Below are 20,775 nucleotides of genomic sequence, written 5' to 3' on the forward strand. Positions count from 1 at the left end.
CGCAGCGTAATGACAATAAATGACGCCGCAGGCCAATGGCCGTGAACCTATTTCGCCGGTTCGTTGGGCCGGGGTGGTGACTGGTTGATTACTTTTCGCGTTTGCAGATCGAATTTCTGCCCTTTACTCAGGAAGTAAAACGGCCCGCCCGTGCTATTCTGACCCGATGGGTACTTCGCGTTGCTATTGATCTGGTTGATATCGTAGATGCCCACGAGCGAATTGCCGATTACTTCGAACGCGTTCTTCTGCACCACCACCGCCGTGCTTTCGTCGATGCCGATGCCCAGCAGTTCAGGCCGCGCTTTGATCACGTCGATCAAATCGAACTGCCGATTCCGGCGTAGCACGTGCTGATCGACGGTCAGGTTCTTCACAAAAGCCAGTCCTTCGGTATGATCGCCTACCATGATGCTGTTGCCTTTCGTATCGCCCCGCACCATAAACGAACCAATGATGGTAGCTCCCGCCGACGTGCCGCCAATAACCCCGCCCCGGCTAAGCAACGCATTGAATTCTTTGTGCGCCAGCGTATTCAGGTACGAATCGGCTAGCCGCCAGTGACGGCCCCCTTCAAACCACACGGCCGTTGCCTGCCGAATGGGCGCCACAAACGATTCCTGATTCGACTGTTTCGGGTCGCGGGTATGCAGCAAGGTCACGTTGGCGACGCCCAGTTCCTGAAGCCGTTTCTGGGTACGTTGCCCGCTGGCGTTCAGCGTCGAATCGTCACCTGCCGTAGGGATGACTACAATCCGGGCGTTGGCTTTCCCGCCCGCCAGATCGATGAAGCGGTTCCAGATGTCGGGCGAGATAGCACCACCCCCAACGATCACCACAGCCCCTTTCTCAGGACCAGTCGTTTGAGCGGAAAGTTGCCCGGCGAGGAGGGCAACAAGGAGGATGATGTACGAGATGCGAGTTTTCATGATGGTTGCATGATTTGTGCGTGGTTACCCCACCCCAACCCCTCCCCTGAAAACAGGGGAGGGGCTAATGCGCTGCTTAATATTGCCTGGAGATCGCTTTCAAACATGCGGTTTTGAAAGTGGAGCATTGCTCCCCTCCCCTGTTTTTCAGGGGAGGGGCCGGGGGTAGGGTAGTAAGTTAATACCCCTTGTTCTGCGTCAGGGCTTTATCGGCCAGGATTTCGCTCGTTGGAATAGGAAACACGTATTTGTCTGTATCGCTGATACCGAGTACGGGCGCTATGCGACCAGTGCGGATGAGGTCGAACCAGCGGTCGGTTTCGAAGGCGAACTCAACGCGCCGTTCATTCTCGATGGCCAGTAGAATAGCGTCGGTGGTGGGCGTTGTGGTGCTGGTCAGGGCGGTCAGATCGGCGCGGCTGCGAACGGCGTTTAGGTCGACTAATGCATCAGCAGGTTTACCCAGTTTAGCGCGGGCTTCGGCACGAATCAGATAGAGTTCGGCAATGCGGATCAGGTAGGCGGGGTCGGTGCCGGTTGGATTGCGGTAATACAGACGACCATACCACAGGTTGCCCGGAGGAGCCGTTTGCGCAATGACCGCCGAGCGATTTCCCCCCACCGCCGGGTTGTTTAGTAGCGTCACCAATTGCGTGTTGGGTGCCCATTCGCGCCGTCCGCTCAGGGCGGGCGGTAACCACCAGTTAAAGTGCCCGTTCTTGAACGAGTTGGAATACGCCAACTCAAAAACCGACTCCGTTGTGTTCACGGCATTGTTAGCAAAGAAGGCGTTGTAGGGCTTCACCAGTTTGTAGTTGGTGGCATCGTCGATAATCCGCGTGGCGAAGGCCTCGGCCTGTTCCCATTCCTGCCGGTAGAGGTGATATCGCGCCCGTAAGGCCCAGACCGTTTTGCGGGTCACGCGGTTGCGGTTGGTCGTGGCGGCCAGTAGCGGTTCGGCAGCGGTCAGGTCTTTCAACACCTGTGCGTAGGTATCGGCTACCGAACTACGGGGCACATTCGTATTATCATTGGGGGTGCGGGTTGGCTTCAGAATCAGTTGCACGCCCCCCCAGCCCCGCGCCAGATCGAAGTATGATAATGCCCGAATGGCCAGTGCCTCGCCCTGAATCTGGTTTTTCCGCGCTTCCGTCAACTGCGGATCGGTCAGTGTCGGCACGGTTTCAAGCAGGTAGTTGGCCGCCAGAATGGTGCGGTAGATGGCACTCCAGGCCGAGCCAACGTACCCATTATCGGCGGTCAGTTTGCGGGCTGTAATCTCCTGTGGTGCCCCCTGCGAGCCCGTCCACTGAATATCGCCCCCCGACAGATACGACAGGGCCGAGAAGTTAGAGCCGTAATATCCATCATTACCGAGCCGGTTATATAGTCCGTTGAGGGCCACTTCCGCTGTAGCGGCACCAGTAATCGCTCGCTGTTCGTCAACCTGTAATACGGGCTGAACGTCCAGAAAATTGCTGCATCCTGTTAGCAGGAAAAGCAGTGGTAGGAAGAATGTTGTCTTTTTCATAGTGGAGGATGTTTGACCCCACCCCCGGCCCCTCCCCTTAAACAAGGGGAGGGGAGCAATGCTTCGCTATTCACAGTTGCCAGCTTAATGTCAAGCAATCTAGAGTAGGCAGCGCATTAGCCCCTCCCCTGTTTTCAGGGGAGGGGTTGGGGTGGGGTCTTTTACAATGTCAAATTCAAACCAAACTGGGCGGTTCTTGGGATCGGGGGCGTGCCCAGGTCCTGCGATTGCGTGCTTTGATTCGCCGTTACGTTTACCTCGGGGTCTGGACCTTGATAGTTGCTGATCAGGAAGAGGTTCGAGCCGTTGTAATACACCCGCGCCGACGAGATGCCGACCTTACGCAGGAGTGATTTGGGCAGGGTGTACCCGAACACTACACTGCTGAGCCGGACAAACGAGCCGTCTTCGAGGAAGCGGCTGCTGGGGCTCAGGTTGTAGTTGTTACCCAGCGTGGTAATGCGCGGCACGTCGGTAATGTCGCCTGGTTTCTGCCAGCGGTTCAATTGGTTTTTGTTGATGGCCCGCCGGTCGTCGCGCGTGCCGCCCGACTCATGGAAAAACCGGTTGTTGTTGTTCACCAGATTACCCGACGTGAAATTGACGAACACCGACAGGTCGAATCCTTTGTAAGCCACCGTGTTGTTTAGTCCGCCAACGAATTTGGGCAGGGCCGTGCCCACATATTGCCGGTCGGCCGCGGTGATGGACCCGTCTTTGTTGAAGTCGTCGTAAATCACATCGCCCGTTTCGGGGTTCACGCCCAGTTGCTTGTACACGAAATAGGCATGGTAGGGGTAACCCTGCACCAGCCGCTGTACGCTATAGCTGGCATCGACCGGAATCGACAGTTCTTCGATGCGGTTCTTGTTGGTAGAAATATTGAAACTCGTGCTCCAGGTCAGGTCCTTGCTCTGGATGTTGACGGTATTGAGGCCGAATTCAAGCCCCCGGTTGCTGATTCCGCCATCGTTGCGGAATATGCTCGAAAAACCGGTGCTCTGCGCCAGGGGCACCTGAATCAGCAGGTCGTAGGTGTACTTTTCGTAAGCGTTGAATTCCAGCCCGATGCGGTTGTTGAACAGACCCACGTTCAAACCGGCGTTGATCTGGCGGGTGCTTTCCCACCGCAGGTTGGGGTTGGCCAACTGCGTCGGGAACGTACCTGGGTTATCCTGGTAGTTGAACCCGCCCCCCCATAAACCACGCGAGGCAAAGTCGTTGATGCCATTCTGGTTACCCGTCCAGCCAATGCTGGCCCTCAGTTTCAGGTCGCTGATGGCCCGCACATCCTGCAAAAAGTTTTCCTGTTTGATCTGCCAGGCAACACCCGCCGACGGGAAGTACCCCCAGCGGTTATTGGCCCCGAACCGGCTCGACGCGTCGGCTCGAAGGCTGGCTTCGACAAAGTATTTCCGGGCGAAATTGTAATCGACCCGCCCGAAGAACGACGTCAGCCGGTTCTGGCTCTGGTTAGACGATGACGTGGTGACCGATGCCGAGGCAATCTGCTTGAAATCGTCGGAGGGGAAGTTGGTCCCCTGTGCTAGGGTCTGTGTCGAGGTCGTACCTTGTATGGTGTTGCCAAGTAATGCCCCAAACGAATGTTGATCGCCGAACGTTTTGCGGTATTGTAGGGTCTGCTCATTGATCCAGACGGTGCTTTGGCTGATACTCGACGTACCCAGGCCTCTGCTGGCGGTACCCCGATTGGTAAGCGTATTCCAGTACTCGTATTCGTCGTAGAGGTTATAGTCAAGGCTCCAGCTGCTGCGGAATTTGAGGCCCGGTACCACGTCCCATTCGCCGTAGATATTGCCGATGTAGCGCGTACTCACCGATTGCATGTCGGTGTTGTTGATCAGCACGTCGAGGTTATCAAAGCCGGCCCATTTGGCATAGGTACCATCCGCGTTGAACTTGGGCAGGTACGTTGGCGTGTGCAGCGCCGCCTGCAAAATACCGCCCTGTGGCCCGTCGCCCACCCGCGCATTGGTCCGGTTCGACTGCGAGAAGATATTGCTTGTTCCGATGCGAAACTTGTCGGCCAATTCGTGGTCGAGATTGAGTTTGAAGCTGGCCCGCGCGAAGTCGTTGGTTCGTAGCGTGGCCTGTTGGCTGGTGTAGCCCCCGCCGAGATAAAAGCGCGTCTGCTGATTCCCGCCCGACACGTTCAGGTCGTAATTCTGCAAGATGCCCGTCCGGAAAATATCACCCAGCCGGTCGTAGGTGGGTTGCTCTTCCGGCAGGCCGCGTCCCCCCTCGGCAACGGGGCGAAATGGCCGTGTAGCGAATGGTTTGCCGTCGTTCACCCAGGCTTCGTTTATAATTGTGGCGTGTTCGGGGCCTGTCACCAGATCCCAGAGTTTGGGTGCCCATGCCTGTCCGGCCGAAGTGTTCAGGGCCACTTTCGTTTTGGCATTGTACGTACCCCGCTTTGTCGTGATCACCACCACCCCGTTAGCGGCCCGTGCGCCGTAAATAGCCGTGGCCTCGGCATCTTTCAGAATCGAGATCGACTCAATATCGGCCGGGTTAATGTCGGCCAGCGGGTTGTTCGCCTGCCCCTGCGTGGTAATTTTCTGAAGGCTGTTGTTGTTGATAAACACACCGTCGACCACATAAAGCGGGTCATTACTGGCGTTGATCGAGGTATTGCCCCGGATGCGAAAATAGAGTCCATCTCCCGGAACGCCCGTGTTGGCCGACACCTGTACGCCTGCTACGCGTCCCTGCAATTGCTGCTCGAAACTGGCAACAGGCCGGGTTTTTATTTCGTCTGCGTTGATCTGCGACACGGCACCGATCAGGTTTTTGCGATCCGTTGTGCCGTAGCCCACCACAACCAGTTCGTTCAGTTGCGAGGCCGCTTCTTTGAGGGTAACATCCAGTTGGGTTGAACTGCCCACGTTGCCGACTGTAACTTCGGTATTCTGGTAGCCGATCGCTGAAATAACCAGTACCTGTCCAGGACCGGCAGCAATCGAATAACGGCCATTGCCATCAGTACTCGTTCCTTTATTCTGCCCTTTGATAACGACGTTCGCACCGGGGATAAGCTCGGTGTCGGAACGAACAGTTCCGGTAATAGTAGCTGTTTGCGCCTGTACCTTGCCGGGCACCAGTACGCTGGTGAATAGCAGAAAAACTGCTATCAATCGAATAAAAATTCGCATTATTGTCGTGGTTACGTGATAAATGGGTCCGGCCGACGGTTCGGTTGCCGGACCTTGTTTGTACCAGCCGAAACGGTTGCCGCCGTTTCGGCTTTTTCGTTTGTGCCCAACCCGGTTGCCGCCAGGCTGAGCACGGTATGCGTATTATGAGTTGAAAGAAAGGTGTTGTTTTTTGGTTAGTTGCTTTTGTGTTTCAGGTGCATTGCTTCACGAGCCTAGTCGAAGGGCCTAGCTCGCGAAGCAATGCACAAGAGCTAATCCATCTACTCAATCCTGAATCCGCTTAGCGAACCGGTGGTAGAATGGCGTTTTGCTGCTGGCGTCTTTAAGCTTGACATCGCCGGTGATGATCGGGATATACATGACCCGACGCCGGCTGGAGGCACCGAAGTTTGGCGACTGTTCAACGCGGTGCCACAGATTCCCGTTGTGAATGGTCAGGTCACCCGCTTCGATGTCGAAACCAACTTCGCGGCGGTCGGGTCGGTGGTCGATGAATTGCTTTTTCCGGAAGAGCGTCATCAGCGTATGTTGCCGGTGCGTGCCGGGCAATACGCGCAGGCCGCCATTACTTTGCGGGCAGTCATCTAAGTGCAGACCTACATTCAGCATCGGCAGAATGCGCTGACCCAGAAACAGATCGCGCGGACTGTCGGTATGCCAGCCCATCCGCGAAAAGTTGCTTTCGGGGGTTCTAACGTAATGGTTTACTACCAGCCCGTCTTTCTCTTCGGGACTGATACGGCCTTCGTAGGGAGCAAGCAGTTTCGTTAAGCCCTGCAGGCGTTCATCGTTCAGGAACTGCCGTAACACCGGGCTAAACATCGATGTGAACGCAAACCGCTGCACGATCCGCTGGCCGTTTTCATCATAGCCAAACTTGATTGGCGTACCATTTACTTTCTCAATGCCTTCGGTCAGCCATTGCGATTCGATCCACTGAATTTCAGACAGGAAGAGATCGACAGTCTGGCGATCGACGAAGTTTTTGATGTGGATGAAGCCATTCTTGTTGAAAAAGGCAAGCTGTTCCGCGGTCAATACGCGGGTGAGGAGGGGGGCGGTGTCGTTCGTTAGTGTCAGCATAGAAAAGCGTATTGTGTGTTGGTGTTACGGATTAGTTGTGTGCTGTGAAGTGGGCCAATGTAGCTCAATGGTCGCCGTAGCGTTTTTCGCCCGCCCGAATGGCCAGCGCCAGTCGGTTCTGTTTAGGCGGAAGCGGACAGGTAGCGTAGGGGGTAAAGGCGCAGGGCGGGTTGATACTCTGGTTGAAATCGATCGTGGTAAGGCCGTCGACGCCTGGTTTGTCGACATACAGAAACCGGCCCGAGCCATAGGTATCGTGCGCGTTGGTTGCATCGCCGAACAGGATGAATAGCTTATTCCCCTCGCTAATGGCATCGAGCCGGTGCGTTTTCCTATCGAGGGTGAAGACCAACGTACCTGCTAGCGGTTGCTGAGCAGTTTGCCCAATAACATCCAGAATTGGAATGGTGCGGGCTTCCGTCGGTTGCTCAAGTCGTGCACTTACCCGGAACGATTCATCGACGGGGAAACGGTCAATGCCTCTAAAATTCGTCAACAGTGGACTTTCCAGGTCGCGTAATCGAAGTGCGTACCGGTTGCCGCGTTTGATGACGAACCAGCGCAGTGAGCCGTGCGACAGGGTGATGGGTTTGGTCAGCTCCGGCGAAAAAATGGTTTTCGCAGCCAGCACCGGCTGACCGTCGGCTTGTACCACCGCGCCCGGTGCAGCCTCAAACTGTACGGTTTCGTTCGCCAGTTGGAACGTACCCAGCTGTTCGGGTGCTTTTCCGCCGGGGAAGGTCAGTTCATTGCCGGGGTCGGTACCTGCGCGGTTGGTGCCTTCTTTCAGCCAGAGTAAGCCGGCCAGATTCAACCAGCCGTTTTCGCCCTTTAATGACTCGACCCGTTGCCAGTGCCAGCTATCGAGTTGCTCGCGATACGACGGGTTATCGGACCTAAAACCAGCCAGTGCCAGTAAGGCCAGTCCCCATATCCAGAAAAACGTCTGTGCGTAAGGGTTGACCGGACCCGTTTGTTGTTCCTGTAGTTCGTCCATGGTATTAGTTGCTCTGTTTTACGCTCACCAGGCCCCGAATGGCCCGCAATTGGTAGTCGATCAAGGAGAGATGACGTTCATCAGCTACCTGCACCGTCAGGCAACCATCAACCCGAATGCCATCGCCTTCAAACATCATTCCTGTAATCCGGCAATACTCGTCCTGCGGAATGGCGTTGGTCACGTCGCTCACGAAGTTGTGTCGATCAAAGCCGGTTATCTGGTAAACAGATTGATGATAGTGCAGCGCATGAATCATAATACTTATAATCTATAGATTTAATAGATTAATTGATTGAATGAAAAGGCCAGCTATGAACTGACCTACACATACCGAGCCAAACCGCTTACGCGTTGTGGTTCGCCAGCAAAATTGATACGTAAAAAATTGCCTTGCAAGGAAAATGTAAAAAAATGATTGTCAGTTAGTTATGCAATAGTCTATCGGGTTTGCGGAGTATTCCTGCTTGTCCCTGCGACTTTATAGATAAGTTAGTCATTGTCAGGCAGGAAACAGGACGTTGAATTTTGGATGTGGGATTTCGGACGTTGGATTTCTGGCGTTAGATGCTTGGTTCGAAGAGAAAGGGTGTGAAACGGGCGGGCTAGCTCCGAAAGCCAACGTCCGAAATCCCAAAACCTCAAACGGTTTCCTGCCGGATGAACTGGATGAAGAAGATCCAGCCGAGTAGTGCCATCAGTCCGGCCATAACGAGTGGTAAGCTGAGGTTAATGGTCTCGATATAACCCGCAATGATGGGTGGTGTAGCAAAAGCCGCCGATAACACCGATTGGTTAATGCCCATCATTTTCCCCTGTTCACTCGCTCCGGCACTGGTCGAAACAAGCGCTGTAGCATTGGGTGAAGTCAACCCCTGAAATAGAGCCATGAACGGTGCGATCAGGAAAATTTGCCACGACTCCTGAGGTAACAAGAAGCACCACAAAGCTACCGCCAGCCCGAGTACACTGACCCGCAAAATCTGCTTGGGCGTGTAAATAGCCGAGAGTCGACGTACCACCAAACCCTGCATCAATGCAATGCATAACCCCACAAAACCGAAGTAGCGACCAATGTGTACCTGATCGAAATCGAACCGTTTGACCAGATAAACGGAGAAAAACTGCGTGTAGAAACTGAAGCCCAGTGTGTAGAAAAAGACCCCGGCAAACAGAATGCGCAACCGTCGAATGGTAAAGGCCTCGGCCAGGTTGACAAAACCGGTGAGTGGCGTGATGGGTCGGTGGATGGGTACAGACAGCGTTTCACGGAAGGCAAACATGACCATCAAAATGTTCAGAATAGCCAGTAGCGCTGCTGCATAGAAAGGCGTCGCAAAATTGAACCAGGAAACGGTATTCGGATTCGATAGCTCACCGCCCAGGGTGGGGCCAATAATAAAACCCAGACCAAACGCTACACCGATCAGTCCGAAGTTTTTGGTGCGTGAAGCCGTATCGCTCACATCCGCAATGGCCGACTGGATAATGGCAATATTTCCGCCGCCAATACCGTACACGACTCGGCTCAGAAAGAGCAGAGGTAGGTTACGTGTTTGAATGCCCAGCGCAAAAATGATGTACCCGGCCAGGGTCAGCAGGAGGGAAAACAGCAACAACGGTTTCCGGCCGTACCGATCCGACAATGCACCCAACAAAGGGCCGCCAAAGAAACCCGCGATAGAAAACGAAGCCAGCAGATAACCCAGCAAAATGGTGCGCTCGTTTACACTATACATACCTGACAATAACCCCGAATCGACCCGGAGCATGAGCGGCGTAATGGTTGGGGTGGCAATGCCAACGCCAATAACATCGAGAAATACGGTAAAGAAAATGGTAGTCAGCGGTAACCGGGAGGACATGGGGTGAGGGGTGAAGGGGTGAAGGGGTGAGGGGTGAAAGGGTGAGGGGTGAAAGGGTGAGGGGTGAAAGGGTGAAGGGTGAAAGGGTGAGGGGGTGAAGGGGCGAGGGGTGAAGAGTGAGGACGAATTTACGGGTGTAATTAAGATTAATGCGAACTATGAGATCTTCACCCTTCACCCCTCACCCTTTCACCCTTCACCCTTCACCCTTTCACCTTTCACCCCTCACCTCTTTTCCCCGTATCTTTACTTCATGACGTTTGACCAACTGCCCCCCCGCCGCCAGGAACAACTGATGGCGTTTGACCGCCTGCTGACTATCATGGATGAGTTGCGCGAACAGTGCCCCTGGGACCGTAAACAGACTATGGAGACGCTGCGCCATCTGACCATTGAAGAGACCTACGAATTATCCGACGCTATTCTGGAAGGCGACCGTACCGAAATCAAAAAAGAAATCGGCGACCTGATGCTGCACATGGTGTTTTATAGCAAGATTGGTTCGGAAGCGCCGGAAGGAGAGCCAACCCGCTTCGATGTGGCCGATGTGTTACACGGTATCTGCGATAAATTAGTGAGTCGGCATCCGCATATTTATGGCGATGTGGTAGCCGAAACAGAAGCCGAAGTAAAAGCCAATTGGGAACAGTTGAAGCTGAAAGAAGGCAACAAGTCAGTGTTGGGTGGCGTGCCTCAATCGTTACCTGCACTAGTAAAAGCTATGCGTATTCAGGAAAAAGCCCGCGGCGCCGGATTCGATTGGGACGAAAAGCAGCAGGTCTGGGAAAAAGTGGAAGAAGAGATGCAGGAGTTTAAAGCTGAATTCAACGCCGATAACGGTGAACCGATCGATGCGCAACGGGCCGAAGGTGAGTTTGGCGATCTGCTCTTTTCGCTGGTCAACTACGCCCGGTTCATCGATCTTAACCCCGAAACGGCCCTCGAACGAACCAATAAGAAATTCATCAAACGCTTTCAGTACCTCGAAGAACGCGCCCGGGACAACGGTCAGGCCCTGCACGAAATGACCCTCGCTGAAATGGACGTATATTGGAACGAAGCAAAAACAGCGTTGAAACCGTAAAGCATGCCGTAAAGGTGAAAAGCATCGATTGAACCGGGTATCAGCTTTCCAGGAACCGCATGCTGCGCCCCGCTGGGGCTAAGAATCCGTGGATCAACTCGTGCCGTGCTACCGATGCTACGCCCCGATGGGGCTAAATGAGGAGTTTACCATAGAGCCCCATCGGGGCGCAGCATCGGTAGCACAGGGCGGTGTGCATACAACCGTCTAGCCCCATCGGGGCGCAGCATCGGTAGCATAGGGCGGTGTGCATACAACCGTCTAGCCCCATCGGGGCGCAGCATCGGTAGCATCGGGCGGTGTGCATACAACCGTCTAGCCCCAGCGGGGCGTAGCATCGGTGGGATGTGACGTGTCCCCGCACTCGTTTAGCCCCAGCGGGGCGCAGCATCGGTAGCATAGGGCGGTGTGCACACAACCGTCTAGCCCCAGCGGGGCGTAGCATCGGTGGGATGTGACGTGTCTCCGCACTCGTTTAGCCCCAGCGGGGCGCAGCATCGGTAGCATAGGGCGGTATGCATACAACCGTCTAGCCCCAGCGGGGCGCAGCATCGGTAGCATAGGGCGGTGTGCATACAACCGTCTAGCCCCAGCGGGGCGTAGCATGCGGGTATTTTTAAACTCTGTGTCGGGACCATGTATTACTCACTCCCACGAGCCGATATTAGTGAAATCGAATAGATACTTATCATCATAAGCCACCTCGAATTTTTGTAGAAGCAGCAGGTACTCTTCCTGAAAGGTTCTCTTTTTATGATGTAACTCTTGGTTCTCAATATACCGTATGACGTCCTGACGCTGGGATCGACCATATGAAAATGCACCGTATCCTGCTTGCCAACTGAACGGAAAACGTGACAACCGGTTCTCCTTTACATATCTGTTGCTCGATGTCTTTATCTCTTCCACTAATTTGGGAATCAGTTGCGTAGGGTTGTAGCCGGTAAAAATGTGTATATGGTCGGGCATTCCGTTAATCTGAAGGACTTTGTGTTGATTACTCTGGATGACGCCAGTTATATATCGATATAAGTCATCACGCCATATTTTCTGGATCAGACTTTCACGGCCTTTGACAGCAAAAACCAGTTGTATTTCTAGTTGGGTGTAGGTATTAGCCATATATGATTTATAAAGAACGAATTACGCACGCTACGCCCCGCTGGGGCTAAGGAAATGGAGGAAGCTATATGTTTTCTACCGATGCTACGCCCCGCTGGGGCTACACCACTTCGTAGCGTTTTCCTGGTAATGACCGAACGTACCCACGGAATTCGAGACTGAGCAGGAGGGAGGCCAATGCGCCCATATTGATCTGCGAATGCCAACTCAATTCATCGATGTGGAAACCGGGTTTCTGACGAAGCAGAGCAACAATCTGCGTTTCCTGCGCCGTAAAATCTAGAGGTATCGGAATAGAGGCTGATGATTTGCCAGCGGCCATAGTGGCAGGGTCCCTATCCCAGTTCATGGCTTCGATCAGATCGGCGGGGCTGGTGTAAATCTGCGCCTTGTTCTCACGAATCAATTTGTTACACCCCGCCGAAAACTGTTGCGACACCTGACCTGGTACGGCAAACACGTCGCGGTTGTAGTTGTTGGCGTATTCGGCCGAGATCAGTGCACCGCCTTTGGCCGCAGCTTCTACAATGACAACGGCATCGCTCAGGCCTGCAATAATGCGGTTGCGGGCCGGGAAAAAACGCGGGTCAGGCTTGGTGCCAGGTACGTGTTCTGTCAATAAACCGCCCGATGCCTGCATATCCTGTGCCGTTCGATGATGAACTGATGGGTAAATAACGTCGAGACCACTGGCCATTACACCCACTGTGGGTAGACCTGCCTGAAGGCTGGCCCGGTGAGCGGCGATATCAATACCATACGCGAGTCCGCTGATGATCGATACGCCGTAGGGTTGCATGGCCTGCACAATCTCTTCGGTGATGCGCCGCCCGTAGTCGGTAGCTTGTCGTGTGCCAACCAGCGCCAGCGTACGTGTTGCGTTCAGGTCCGCGTGACCCAATTGATACAGCAGCGCTGGTGCGTCGTAAAGCGTTTTCAGGCGGGTAGGGTAGTTCGTATCTGTATAGAATAGGGCCTTAGCTCCTATTTTTTCCAGCCGTTTCACCACCTGCTCGGCGGTGTCCAGCAAACCGGGTTGCCGGATAGAACGGGCCGTTACCTCGCCCACTCCCGGAATTTTGAGCAGTTTGGCGATCGGTGCCGATAATACGGCCTCGGCCGAACCGCCGTAGCTGATAAGCTGACGAATCAATACGCCGCCAACACCCGGAACGAGCGAAAGCGCAATTTGGTGAAGTTGCTGAGAGGGAGTGGTGGGCACGGTAGAGCGGAAAAAATGGGGTCACAATCATATCATTTTCCCGCCTAAATAACTAACGTACCTGCATCTGTGGGTTACTAAGCCTGTTTTTGGTTAAACGCTCTGATTATCTGGTAAATGCGTGTGTGTTAAATTAATGATGTGTTAACTAACAATTGGGCGTATTCGAGGTTAGGTCTATGTTCCCAAAAGAACTTAAATACCTTTCGTATGAAAATCCAATTGAAACAAACGCTGTTGCTGGCTTTACTGGCAGCAGGGAGCACTGCCTACGCGCAGACAGGCACTCCGTCTAATCCCGCCGCTAACGGTACTATGGGGTCATCATCGATGACTCGTCCTTCGGGAGGAAAATCAAAAGAAACCGGAAAAAATCTGGTTGAAAATCTGCTGGGTGCCAGCGACTTTTCTACGCTAAAAGCGGCAATGGTAGCCTCTGGCCTGGTCGACAAAGCCCAGGGTGCAGGCCCATACACTGTTTTTGCCCCCTCTAATGCGGCCTTTGACAAACTGCCTGCCGGTACGGTCGACATGTTGGTAAAGCCCGAAAACAAGGGTACGCTGGCGGGCATACTAGCCTACCATGTAGTATCGGGTAACGTAATGGCTGCTGATTTGAAGGACGGACAAACCATCAAAACAGTAGGCGGCGGTACACTAACGGTTCGCAAGCAGGGTGATGCAGTGATGCTGGTCGATGCCAAAGGCGGATCTGCTACAGTTACCGTGGCTGATATTCAGGCTACTAACGGTACGGTACACGCCATCGACACGGTGCTGATGCCTAAGTAACCAATACGTTTTTGCCCATAGAAAAGCCGCTTTGTCTATCCTGACGAAGCGGCTTTTTTTATGACTGAGTAAATACAGATTCGTAAACAGAAATTACTGCTTCTCCAGCCTGAGCGTGTAGGTTGTTCTGATGGGCTTATTGCTGAAGTCAGTGGCGTCTACGAACTGAATGTTAAGCACATTGCCCGCACCCGATTTTACCAGTGGCAAAGCGGTCAACTTGCCTTTTCCGTATAAAATCAGTTCGGTTTCGGTTTCAGTAAACGACGCTTCGTCTTCAAACAGAAAATCCAGAAACGCTTTTGAATTAATCGCTTCATTGCACGACGCCAAGGCAGATGCATTGGTCCTCGCTGTTCCGTCGGTGCCGAAGGTGAGTGTAACGTCGGTGAGGCACGTTTCACTGTTGGCTTTTAGGAATGGCACAAAATCGGGAACGGTTCCGGTGGGTGCCGCCCAGGCGGGGCTAAACGTGAGAGCCGTTATTTTCCAGTTTCCTACAGCCGATGGTGGTGTGGTTGGCCCGTCCTCCTTTTTGCAACCAGCCAGTAAAACCGTCAGACACATCGCCTGAATAACCAGCAACCGCAGTTTTGTTGATATGGTAAAGTTAAGTGTAGCGTATGTCATGGCAGAGAATAATGGGTTGTCAATCGAGCGGTATTACCCTCTTGTAATGACTGGGAAATTCAAAACGGTCACCTGCATTTGACTGCCCGCTTGCTCAGTTTTATCAGCCTTTATTAATACCTTGGGCGTTAGTACCTAAACATTTTTCCTGTTCACTTAACTTTTTATACGTATGGGTTTCCTGTATTCAATCATTGTAGGTGGTATTGCCGGCTACCTGGCCAGTCGGTTCATGGGTAGTCACAACGGGATGCTGGTCAACATCATTCTGGGTATCGTTGGCGGATTTGTTGGCGGCTTCATCGCCAAAAAGCTGGGTAATGATCCAGAAAATGACGGCCTGTTCATGAACCTCCTGATCGCATTCGGTGGTGCCGTTGTGCTCATTTTCATTGGGCGACTATTCTAGGCAATAATGACAAACAAAAATGCCCGGCCATTATTGGTCGGGCATTTTTTATGGGTAAAAAGTACGACTGGCGACTGATTGGATCAGTCCATCTTATCGCGTAGTTCGGCCATAAATTGTCGAATCTCGCGGAGTTTGTCGATCATTTTGGCGGTGTCATTCTGGGCGGTCAGCTTTTTATTCAGAAACTCACGGGCTCCCTGGAGTTTAAATCCCCGGTTTTCGACCAGATCAAGGATTTCGCGGAGGTGATCGACCTCTGCTTTTGTGTATACCCGATCACCGGAGCGATTCTTTTTGGGGCTGAGCGTAGGGAATTCTTTTTCGTAATACCGCAGCTTAGAGATGTTCACATTGAACAGATCAGCCACTTCCCGAATGCTGTAATACCGCTTTTCGCCCGATTCCATATTGGTGTTACGATGTGATTTAAAGGCCGATGTGTAGTGTGAATACTAACCCAACGGCGAAAATAGCGTAATTTTGCAGGACCCCACCCCCGGCCCCTCCCCTAAAAAAAGGGGAGGGGGGCAATGCTCCGCTTCAGTGCGAAGCTACTGTAGTTAAGCTCCCCTCCCCTGGTTTTCAGGGGAGGGGCTGGGGGTGGGGTAAACTACAGCACTATGACTTCTCCTGAGATACGCCGCCAGTTTCTGGATTTTTTTCGTTCAAAGCAACATTTGATCGTTGCTTCAGCGCCGCTCGTTGCCAAAAATGACCCTACCCTGATGTTCAACAACTCGGGGATGGCTCAATTTAAAGATTTCTTCCTCGGAAACGGGACGCCGCCCGCCAAACGGGTAGCCGATACCCAGAAATGCCTGCGGGTGTCGGGGAAACACAATGACCTGGAAGACGTTGGCTTCGACACGTATCACCACACGATGTTCGAAATGCTGGGCAACTGGTCGTTCGGTGATTACTTCAAAAAAGACGCACTCGAATGGTCGTGGGAACTGCTGACGAAAGTCTATAAACTGCCGACCGACCGTATCTACGTGTCTGTTTTTCAGGGCGACGAGAAAGATGGAGTGCCCTTCGATCAGGAATCGTGGGATCTCTGGAAAGGTATCATCGGTGACGAAAGCCGGATTATTCTGGGCAACAAAAAGGATAATTTCTGGGAAATGGGTGAAACCGGCCCTTGTGGTCCCTGCTCAGAAATTCATATCGATTTGCGTTCGCCGGAAGAGGTAGCTGAGAAATCAGGTAAAGAACTCGTCAACGCCGATCACCCGCAGGTGGTTGAGATCTGGAATAACGTGTTCATGCAGTTCAACCGCAAAGCCGACGGCTCGCTGGAAGAACTGCCCGCCCGCCATGTGGATACCGGTATGGGCTTCGAGCGGTTGTGTATGGCCATCCAGGGCAAGCAGTCGAACTACGATACCGACGTGTTCTCGGGCACGATCAACCTGATCGAGCAACTGTCGGGACGTACCTATACGGGTAAGATGGAAAAGTCGGACGTGGCCATGCGCGTTATTGCCGACCACATCCGGGCTGTATCGTTTGCCATTGCCGACGGACTGGTGCCGAGCAACGCCAAAGCTGGGTACGTTATCCGCCGCATTTTGCGCCGCGCCATTCGCTACGGCTATTCGTATCTGGGCTTCACCGAGCCGTTTATGACCAAGCTCGTGCCCTTACTGTCCGATCAGTTTGCCGACGTATTCCCCGAACTGAAAGCGCAACAGGATTTTGTGGCCACGGTCATTCGCGAAGAAGAAATTTCGTTCCTCCGTACGCTGGGTACCGGCCTGACCCGCCTCGACCAGATCATCGACCAATTGGGCGACGCGAAAACGATCGCTGGCGAAACTGTTTTCGAACTGAACGACACCTTCGGTTTCCCCGCTGACTTAACGGCCCTGATTGCTCGCGAAAAAGGACTAGAAATTGACGAAGCAGGTTTCCAGAAAGCCTTGCAGGAGCAGAAAGCCCGTTCGCGGAAAGATGCCTCGTCATCGACCGGTGACTGGGTTGAATTGCAGGACGTCGATAAGATCGAGTTCGTTGGTTATGACGAAACCGAAGCCTACGCCCAGGTGGTGAAATACCGCCGGGTGCAGAATAAGCAGGGCACGCAGGTGCAGGTAGTGCTCGACCGCACACCGTTCTACGCTGAATCGGGTGGACAAATTGGCGATACCGGTACGTTGGAACTGTTCCAATCGAACGTACCTAAGGCGACCTTACGCGTACTGGATACCCGTAAAGAGAACGATCTGAGCATCCACCTCGTAGCCGACCGCCCCGACATGGACGATCTGCTGCAATCGGCTGATCTGGTGTTTGCCAAAATAGACGCGCACCGCCGCGAACTGACCGAAGATAACCACTCGGCTACGCACCTGCTGCACTCAGCCCTCCGCGAGGTGTTGGGTACGCACGTGGCACAGAAAGGCTCATACGTTGGTCCCGACGCCCTTCGTTTCGACTTCAGCCACTTTGGCAAAATGACCGACGAGGAAGTCGCCCGCGTGGAAACGATCGTCAACGAGAAGATTCGCCAAAATATCCCGCTCGATGAAAAACGGAACGTACCCATCGAGCAGGCCAAATCGCTTGGTGCTACGGCGCTGTTCGGTGAGAAATACGGCGATTTTGTTCGCGTCATTACCTTCGACCCCGCCTATTCGGTTGAACTCTGCGGCGGTACCCACGTACCGGCAACGGGTCAGATCGGCCTGTTCAAGTTAACGTCGGAAGGATCGGTGTCGACCGGTATCCGTCGGATTGAAGCCAAAACGTCGGAAGGCGCGTGGGCAATTATTAATGAACAATTATCAATTAACAGCGAGCTAAAGGAACTGCTTAAAGCGCCGAAAGACGTGGTGAAAGCGGTGCAGTCGATCCTGGACGAGCGCAACGCCCTGCTGAAAAAAGTAGAGGCGCTGGAGAATGAGAAAGTGCAGCAGATCAAAGAAGAGTTACTGGGTAAAGTGTTGACTGTCAACGGGCACAGCGTCGTTGTTGAGCGGGTGAACGTACCCAACGCCGATGCGCTGAAGCAACTTGCCTACGATCTGAAAGCGAAAGTAGATAATCTGGCTTTAGTACTCGGTGCTGATATCAACGGCAAACCGCAACTCGCCGTGATGTTGCCCGACAGCCTCATCAGCGGTCGTGGCCTCAACGCCGGTCAGGTGGTGAAAGACCTCGCCAAAAACATCAAAGGCGGCGGCGGTGGTCAGCCCTTCTTCGCCACTGCCGGTGGTTCCGACGCCTCCGGCCTAGACGCCGCGTTGGCACAAGGCCGCGCGTTGTTGGGGTAAAACGTTCAAGCCTGTGAGGTTTCTGAAGACCTTACAGGCTTACTCTGCCATAAAGCCCATTACCTGAAATTAACTTTCAGATAAAGGGCTTTATTGTTTCTAAGTAGTAGTCTTGATGGGTAGAGTTTGTTCGTTACAACTCTTTGTCAGTGAACTGAGTTAGTGTAAAAACAGCCAATGCCATGCGATCATCATTACGAACGATTTCCTTGCTGATTTGGGGGCTCTTCCTGCTTGGCTGTGGGGCTGATTACTCGGTTTTACCCAACAATGCACCGCCCGAACAGAAGTCGGAACCCAAAAAAGAACCGGAGAAAACCGAGAAGAGCTACCGTATTAAACGAATCGTTTACGAGGGAAACTGGGCCACAGGAGCTACCACCGAATTTACGTACGGCAGCAATGGGAAAGTGAGTCAGGCCACATACACCGGGCATGACTCCGGACGAGGCGCACCAAAAGGCTTATTTTCTTACAACGGCAGCAACCGGCTTGCTACATACGACTATCAATATCCGTATGTCGACAGTCAGGGCCTAAAGGGGGAGCGCACAGTTTTTAGTTACAGTCCACAGGCCAGTGGCCCCGGCCAGCCAATGGTAGAGATTTTGTTTGCCCAAACTGATTTCGCTAAGTCAGACGGCACCTATCAGTTGCTGAAACACACTACCTCAACACTTGTCAACGGTACCGTAAACACAGTACGGACCGAAGCCACTACCACGGCATCGACGGCTACTACTGACCAGTATACAATCGAGTCAGGGAATTTAATGGGCATTAGAGCACTTACCGGGCCAGATCAATACGAAACTTTTACGTTCGACGATAAGCCAAATCCGTTCTTTGGTCTCTTTGGTCCCGACGTTACACCTGTGCGACGCTACAGCCGAAACAATGTTACAGAGGCCACAGTGCGGTATTCTAGCGGTAGCGTACGGACGTATACCATCAGCTATACCTATAACGAACAGGGGTTGCCGATAGTAGCGCAAACCGACAATACGTCGTCTCGCATACTGTTCGAATATGAAGCCTACTAGTTAGGTGGTCATTAGGCTTTGCTGTCATTTATTGTCAGTAGGCTTCGCCGTCATTTCTGGCTTTTGCGATGAATGACAATAAATGACAGCAAAGCCTAATGACGTTTCCCTAGTTCGCGGCTACACGCCAGATGCGGTTGCCCGAATCGTCGGTGACGAGCAGTGAACCATCGGGCATGGTGAACGTACCTACAGGGCGGCCATATACATCTTGACCGTCGTTTTTAGCAATAAATCCGGTTAGGAAATCTTCAGGTTTGCCAGGTTTGCCGTTCGTGAATGGAACGAAAACAACCTTATACCCTGACAGTTCAGAACGGTTCCACGATCCATGCTGACCAATGAAAGCACCACTTTGGTACTTAGTCGGAAATTTGTTCCCATCATAAAAAGCCAGACCAAGTGAGGCTGTGTGCGCACCCAGGGGTACGTCAGGCATGATAGATTTCTTGACCAGGTCGGGTTTTTCACCAGCACGACGCGGATCTTCAATCTGACCGTAATAGCTATAAGGCCATCCGTAAAAGCCACCTTCCTGCACACTCGTCAGGTAATCAGGTACCAGTCCGTCGCCCAGTTCGTCGCGCTCATTCACAGCGGCGTACAACTTGTTAGTACCGGGCTGCCAGTCAATACCGACCGGATTGCGTAAACCACTGGCATACACCCGTTCGCCCGATCCGTCGGGGTTGATTTCGAGTACGTTGGCCCGGCGCACTTCATGCTCCATCCCGTTTTCTCCTACGTTACTGCCCGAACCAACCGAGATGTATATTTTCTTGCCATCCGGACCAGCCAACAGGTTACGCGTCCAGTGGTTGTTGTAGCCACCGGCTGGTAGTTTCAGAATGGTATCGGGCTTGCTTGTCAGTTTCATTTCACCCGCTTTGTACGGGAAACGCAACAACGCATCGGTGTTGGCCACGTAGAAATAGTCGCCCATCACCAGCATGCCAAAGGGTTGATTGAGGCCGGTCAAGAACACAGCTCGCTGATCGGGTTTGCCGTCTCCGTTGGTGTCGCGAAAGATCGTTACGCGGTTGGCGCTTTGGTCGAACCGCTGTGAGTCTGACTGACCGTTTACGTCAGCAACTGTCTTTTTAACGCCTTTTTTCTCGGTGTTCGATTCAGAAACGAACACATCGCCATTGGGAGCAACATACGCCCAGCGGGGATTAATCAGGTCGCGGGCGTACTCCGTAACCACAAATCCTTCGGGGGCCGTTGGCATCTGACCATCGGGCCAGCCAATTACCTTGCTGAATTTGACCGACGATTTGCTGGCGTAGGGTGCTGGAAGATCCAGTGGGCCAATGGCCGTTTCGACCTGTGCGGCCTGGCCTTCCGACTTTTTTTTATCACCACAGCTGGCCATCAACAGGCTGCCGGCCAGGAGTAAACTGGGAATTCGTAAAGAGATCATGTGTTGAGTGATTACTATGCAGGTCATTAGCTGACCTGATTGTATTGATAACTTCTTGTGGACCAATTTGGTTACTGACGGTGTTTTTTTGAGCACGGCGTATTTTTTTGAGTGGATTAACAGGATTTGCCTTCGATCCGGAATTCTCTGACGCAAAGACCAATCCTGTAAATCCTCTCAAAAAAAGC

Annotated in this window: 18 protein-coding genes; 5 read left to right on the forward strand and 13 right to left on the reverse strand. The window is 53.0% G+C overall.

The window, feature by feature from the left end; translation table 11 throughout:
- Window positions 1–47: 47 nt before the first annotated feature.
- From ACAW87_RS03150 to ACAW87_RS03185, 8 genes are all read right to left on the reverse strand, one after another.
- Window positions 48–929 (reverse strand): cyanophycinase, encoded by an 882-nt coding sequence (locus tag ACAW87_RS03150; RefSeq protein ID WP_370721689.1) that lies wholly within the window; start codon window positions 927–929, stop codon window positions 48–50.
- Window positions 930–1,107: 178 nt separating this feature from the next.
- Window positions 1,108–2,460 (reverse strand): RagB/SusD family nutrient uptake outer membrane protein, encoded by a 1,353-nt coding sequence (locus ACAW87_RS03155; protein WP_370721690.1) that lies wholly within the window; start codon window positions 2,458–2,460, stop codon window positions 1,108–1,110.
- Between the two features lie 161 nt (window positions 2,461–2,621).
- A complete protein-coding gene (locus tag ACAW87_RS03160) occupies window positions 2,622–5,636 on the reverse strand; it encodes a SusC/RagA family TonB-linked outer membrane protein (RefSeq protein ID WP_370721691.1) in 3,015 nt (1,004 codons plus the stop codon).
- Between the two features lie 11 nt (window positions 5,637–5,647).
- Complete coding sequence (locus ACAW87_RS03165) at window positions 5,648–5,770, reverse strand: hypothetical protein (protein ID WP_370721692.1); 123 nt, start codon at window positions 5,768–5,770, stop codon at window positions 5,648–5,650.
- 133 nt (window positions 5,771–5,903) lie between these two features.
- On the reverse strand, window positions 5,904–6,722 hold the full coding sequence (locus ACAW87_RS03170; RefSeq protein WP_370721693.1) for a phytanoyl-CoA dioxygenase family protein: 819 nt from the start codon (window positions 6,720–6,722) through the stop codon (window positions 5,904–5,906).
- Between the two features lie 64 nt (window positions 6,723–6,786).
- Window positions 6,787–7,719: a DUF1684 domain-containing protein gene (locus ACAW87_RS03175; RefSeq protein ID WP_370721694.1), complete on the reverse strand. Its 933-nt coding sequence runs from the start codon at window positions 7,717–7,719 to the stop codon at window positions 6,787–6,789.
- Window positions 7,720–7,723: 4 nt separating this feature from the next.
- Window positions 7,724–7,978: an ACT domain-containing protein gene (locus tag ACAW87_RS03180; RefSeq protein WP_370721695.1), complete on the reverse strand. Its 255-nt coding sequence runs from the start codon at window positions 7,976–7,978 to the stop codon at window positions 7,724–7,726.
- A gap of 382 nt (window positions 7,979–8,360) precedes the next feature.
- Window positions 8,361–9,584, reverse strand: a complete 1,224-nt coding sequence (locus ACAW87_RS03185; protein ID WP_370721696.1) for an MFS transporter — start codon at window positions 9,582–9,584, stop codon at window positions 8,361–8,363.
- 253 nt (window positions 9,585–9,837) lie between these two features.
- On the opposite strand from ACAW87_RS03185, the gene mazG reads away from it, so the two are divergent.
- Window positions 9,838–10,668, forward strand: a complete 831-nt coding sequence (mazG, locus tag ACAW87_RS03190; RefSeq protein WP_370721697.1) for a nucleoside triphosphate pyrophosphohydrolase — start codon at window positions 9,838–9,840, stop codon at window positions 10,666–10,668.
- A 645-nt stretch (window positions 10,669–11,313) separates the two neighbouring features.
- Here the strand turns inward: mazG and tnpA are convergent.
- Together tnpA and dprA are read right to left on the reverse strand one after the other, a co-directional pair.
- Window positions 11,314–11,790, reverse strand: coding sequence for an IS200/IS605 family transposase (gene tnpA, locus ACAW87_RS03195; RefSeq protein ID WP_370721698.1), 477 nt, complete (start codon window positions 11,788–11,790; stop codon window positions 11,314–11,316).
- 100 nt (window positions 11,791–11,890) lie between these two features.
- Entirely contained in the window at window positions 11,891–13,012 is a 1,122-nt protein-coding gene (gene dprA / locus ACAW87_RS03200) for a DNA-processing protein DprA (RefSeq protein ID WP_370721699.1), read from the reverse strand.
- Window positions 13,013–13,222: 210 nt separating this feature from the next.
- On the opposite strand from dprA, the gene ACAW87_RS03205 reads away from it, so the two are divergent.
- Window positions 13,223–13,804 (forward strand): fasciclin domain-containing protein, encoded by a 582-nt coding sequence (locus ACAW87_RS03205; protein ID WP_370721700.1) that lies wholly within the window; start codon window positions 13,223–13,225, stop codon window positions 13,802–13,804.
- Window positions 13,805–13,897: 93 nt separating this feature from the next.
- On the opposite strand, the gene ACAW87_RS03210 is transcribed toward ACAW87_RS03205, so the two are convergent.
- On the reverse strand, window positions 13,898–14,434 hold the full coding sequence (locus tag ACAW87_RS03210) for a hypothetical protein (protein ID WP_370721701.1): 537 nt from the start codon (window positions 14,432–14,434) through the stop codon (window positions 13,898–13,900).
- Window positions 14,435–14,606: 172 nt separating this feature from the next.
- On the opposite strand from ACAW87_RS03210, the gene ACAW87_RS03215 reads away from it, so the two are divergent.
- Window positions 14,607–14,843, forward strand: a complete 237-nt coding sequence (locus tag ACAW87_RS03215; protein ID WP_370721702.1) for a GlsB/YeaQ/YmgE family stress response membrane protein — start codon at window positions 14,607–14,609, stop codon at window positions 14,841–14,843.
- A gap of 83 nt (window positions 14,844–14,926) precedes the next feature.
- On the opposite strand, the gene ACAW87_RS03220 is transcribed toward ACAW87_RS03215, so the two are convergent.
- Entirely contained in the window at window positions 14,927–15,253 is a 327-nt protein-coding gene (locus ACAW87_RS03220; protein ID WP_370721703.1) for a MerR family transcriptional regulator, read from the reverse strand.
- Window positions 15,254–15,466: 213 nt separating this feature from the next.
- On the opposite strand from ACAW87_RS03220, the gene alaS reads away from it, so the two are divergent.
- Together alaS and ACAW87_RS03230 are read left to right on the forward strand one after the other, a co-directional pair.
- Window positions 15,467–18,121, forward strand: coding sequence for an alanine--tRNA ligase (alaS, locus tag ACAW87_RS03225; protein WP_370721704.1), 2,655 nt, complete (start codon window positions 15,467–15,469; stop codon window positions 18,119–18,121).
- Window positions 18,122–18,303: 182 nt separating this feature from the next.
- Entirely contained in the window at window positions 18,304–19,164 is an 861-nt protein-coding gene (locus ACAW87_RS03230) for a hypothetical protein (RefSeq protein WP_370721705.1), read from the forward strand.
- Between the two features lie 109 nt (window positions 19,165–19,273).
- On the opposite strand, the gene ACAW87_RS03235 is transcribed toward ACAW87_RS03230, so the two are convergent.
- Window positions 19,274–20,587 (reverse strand): PQQ-dependent sugar dehydrogenase, encoded by a 1,314-nt coding sequence (locus tag ACAW87_RS03235; RefSeq protein WP_370721706.1) that lies wholly within the window; start codon window positions 20,585–20,587, stop codon window positions 19,274–19,276.
- Window positions 20,588–20,775 lie beyond the last annotated feature (188 nt).

Origin of the sequence: Fibrella aquatica, from assembly GCF_041321135.1 — a bacterium.
GTDB classification, from domain to species: Bacteria; Bacteroidota; Bacteroidia; order Cytophagales; family Spirosomataceae; genus Fibrella; species Fibrella aquatica.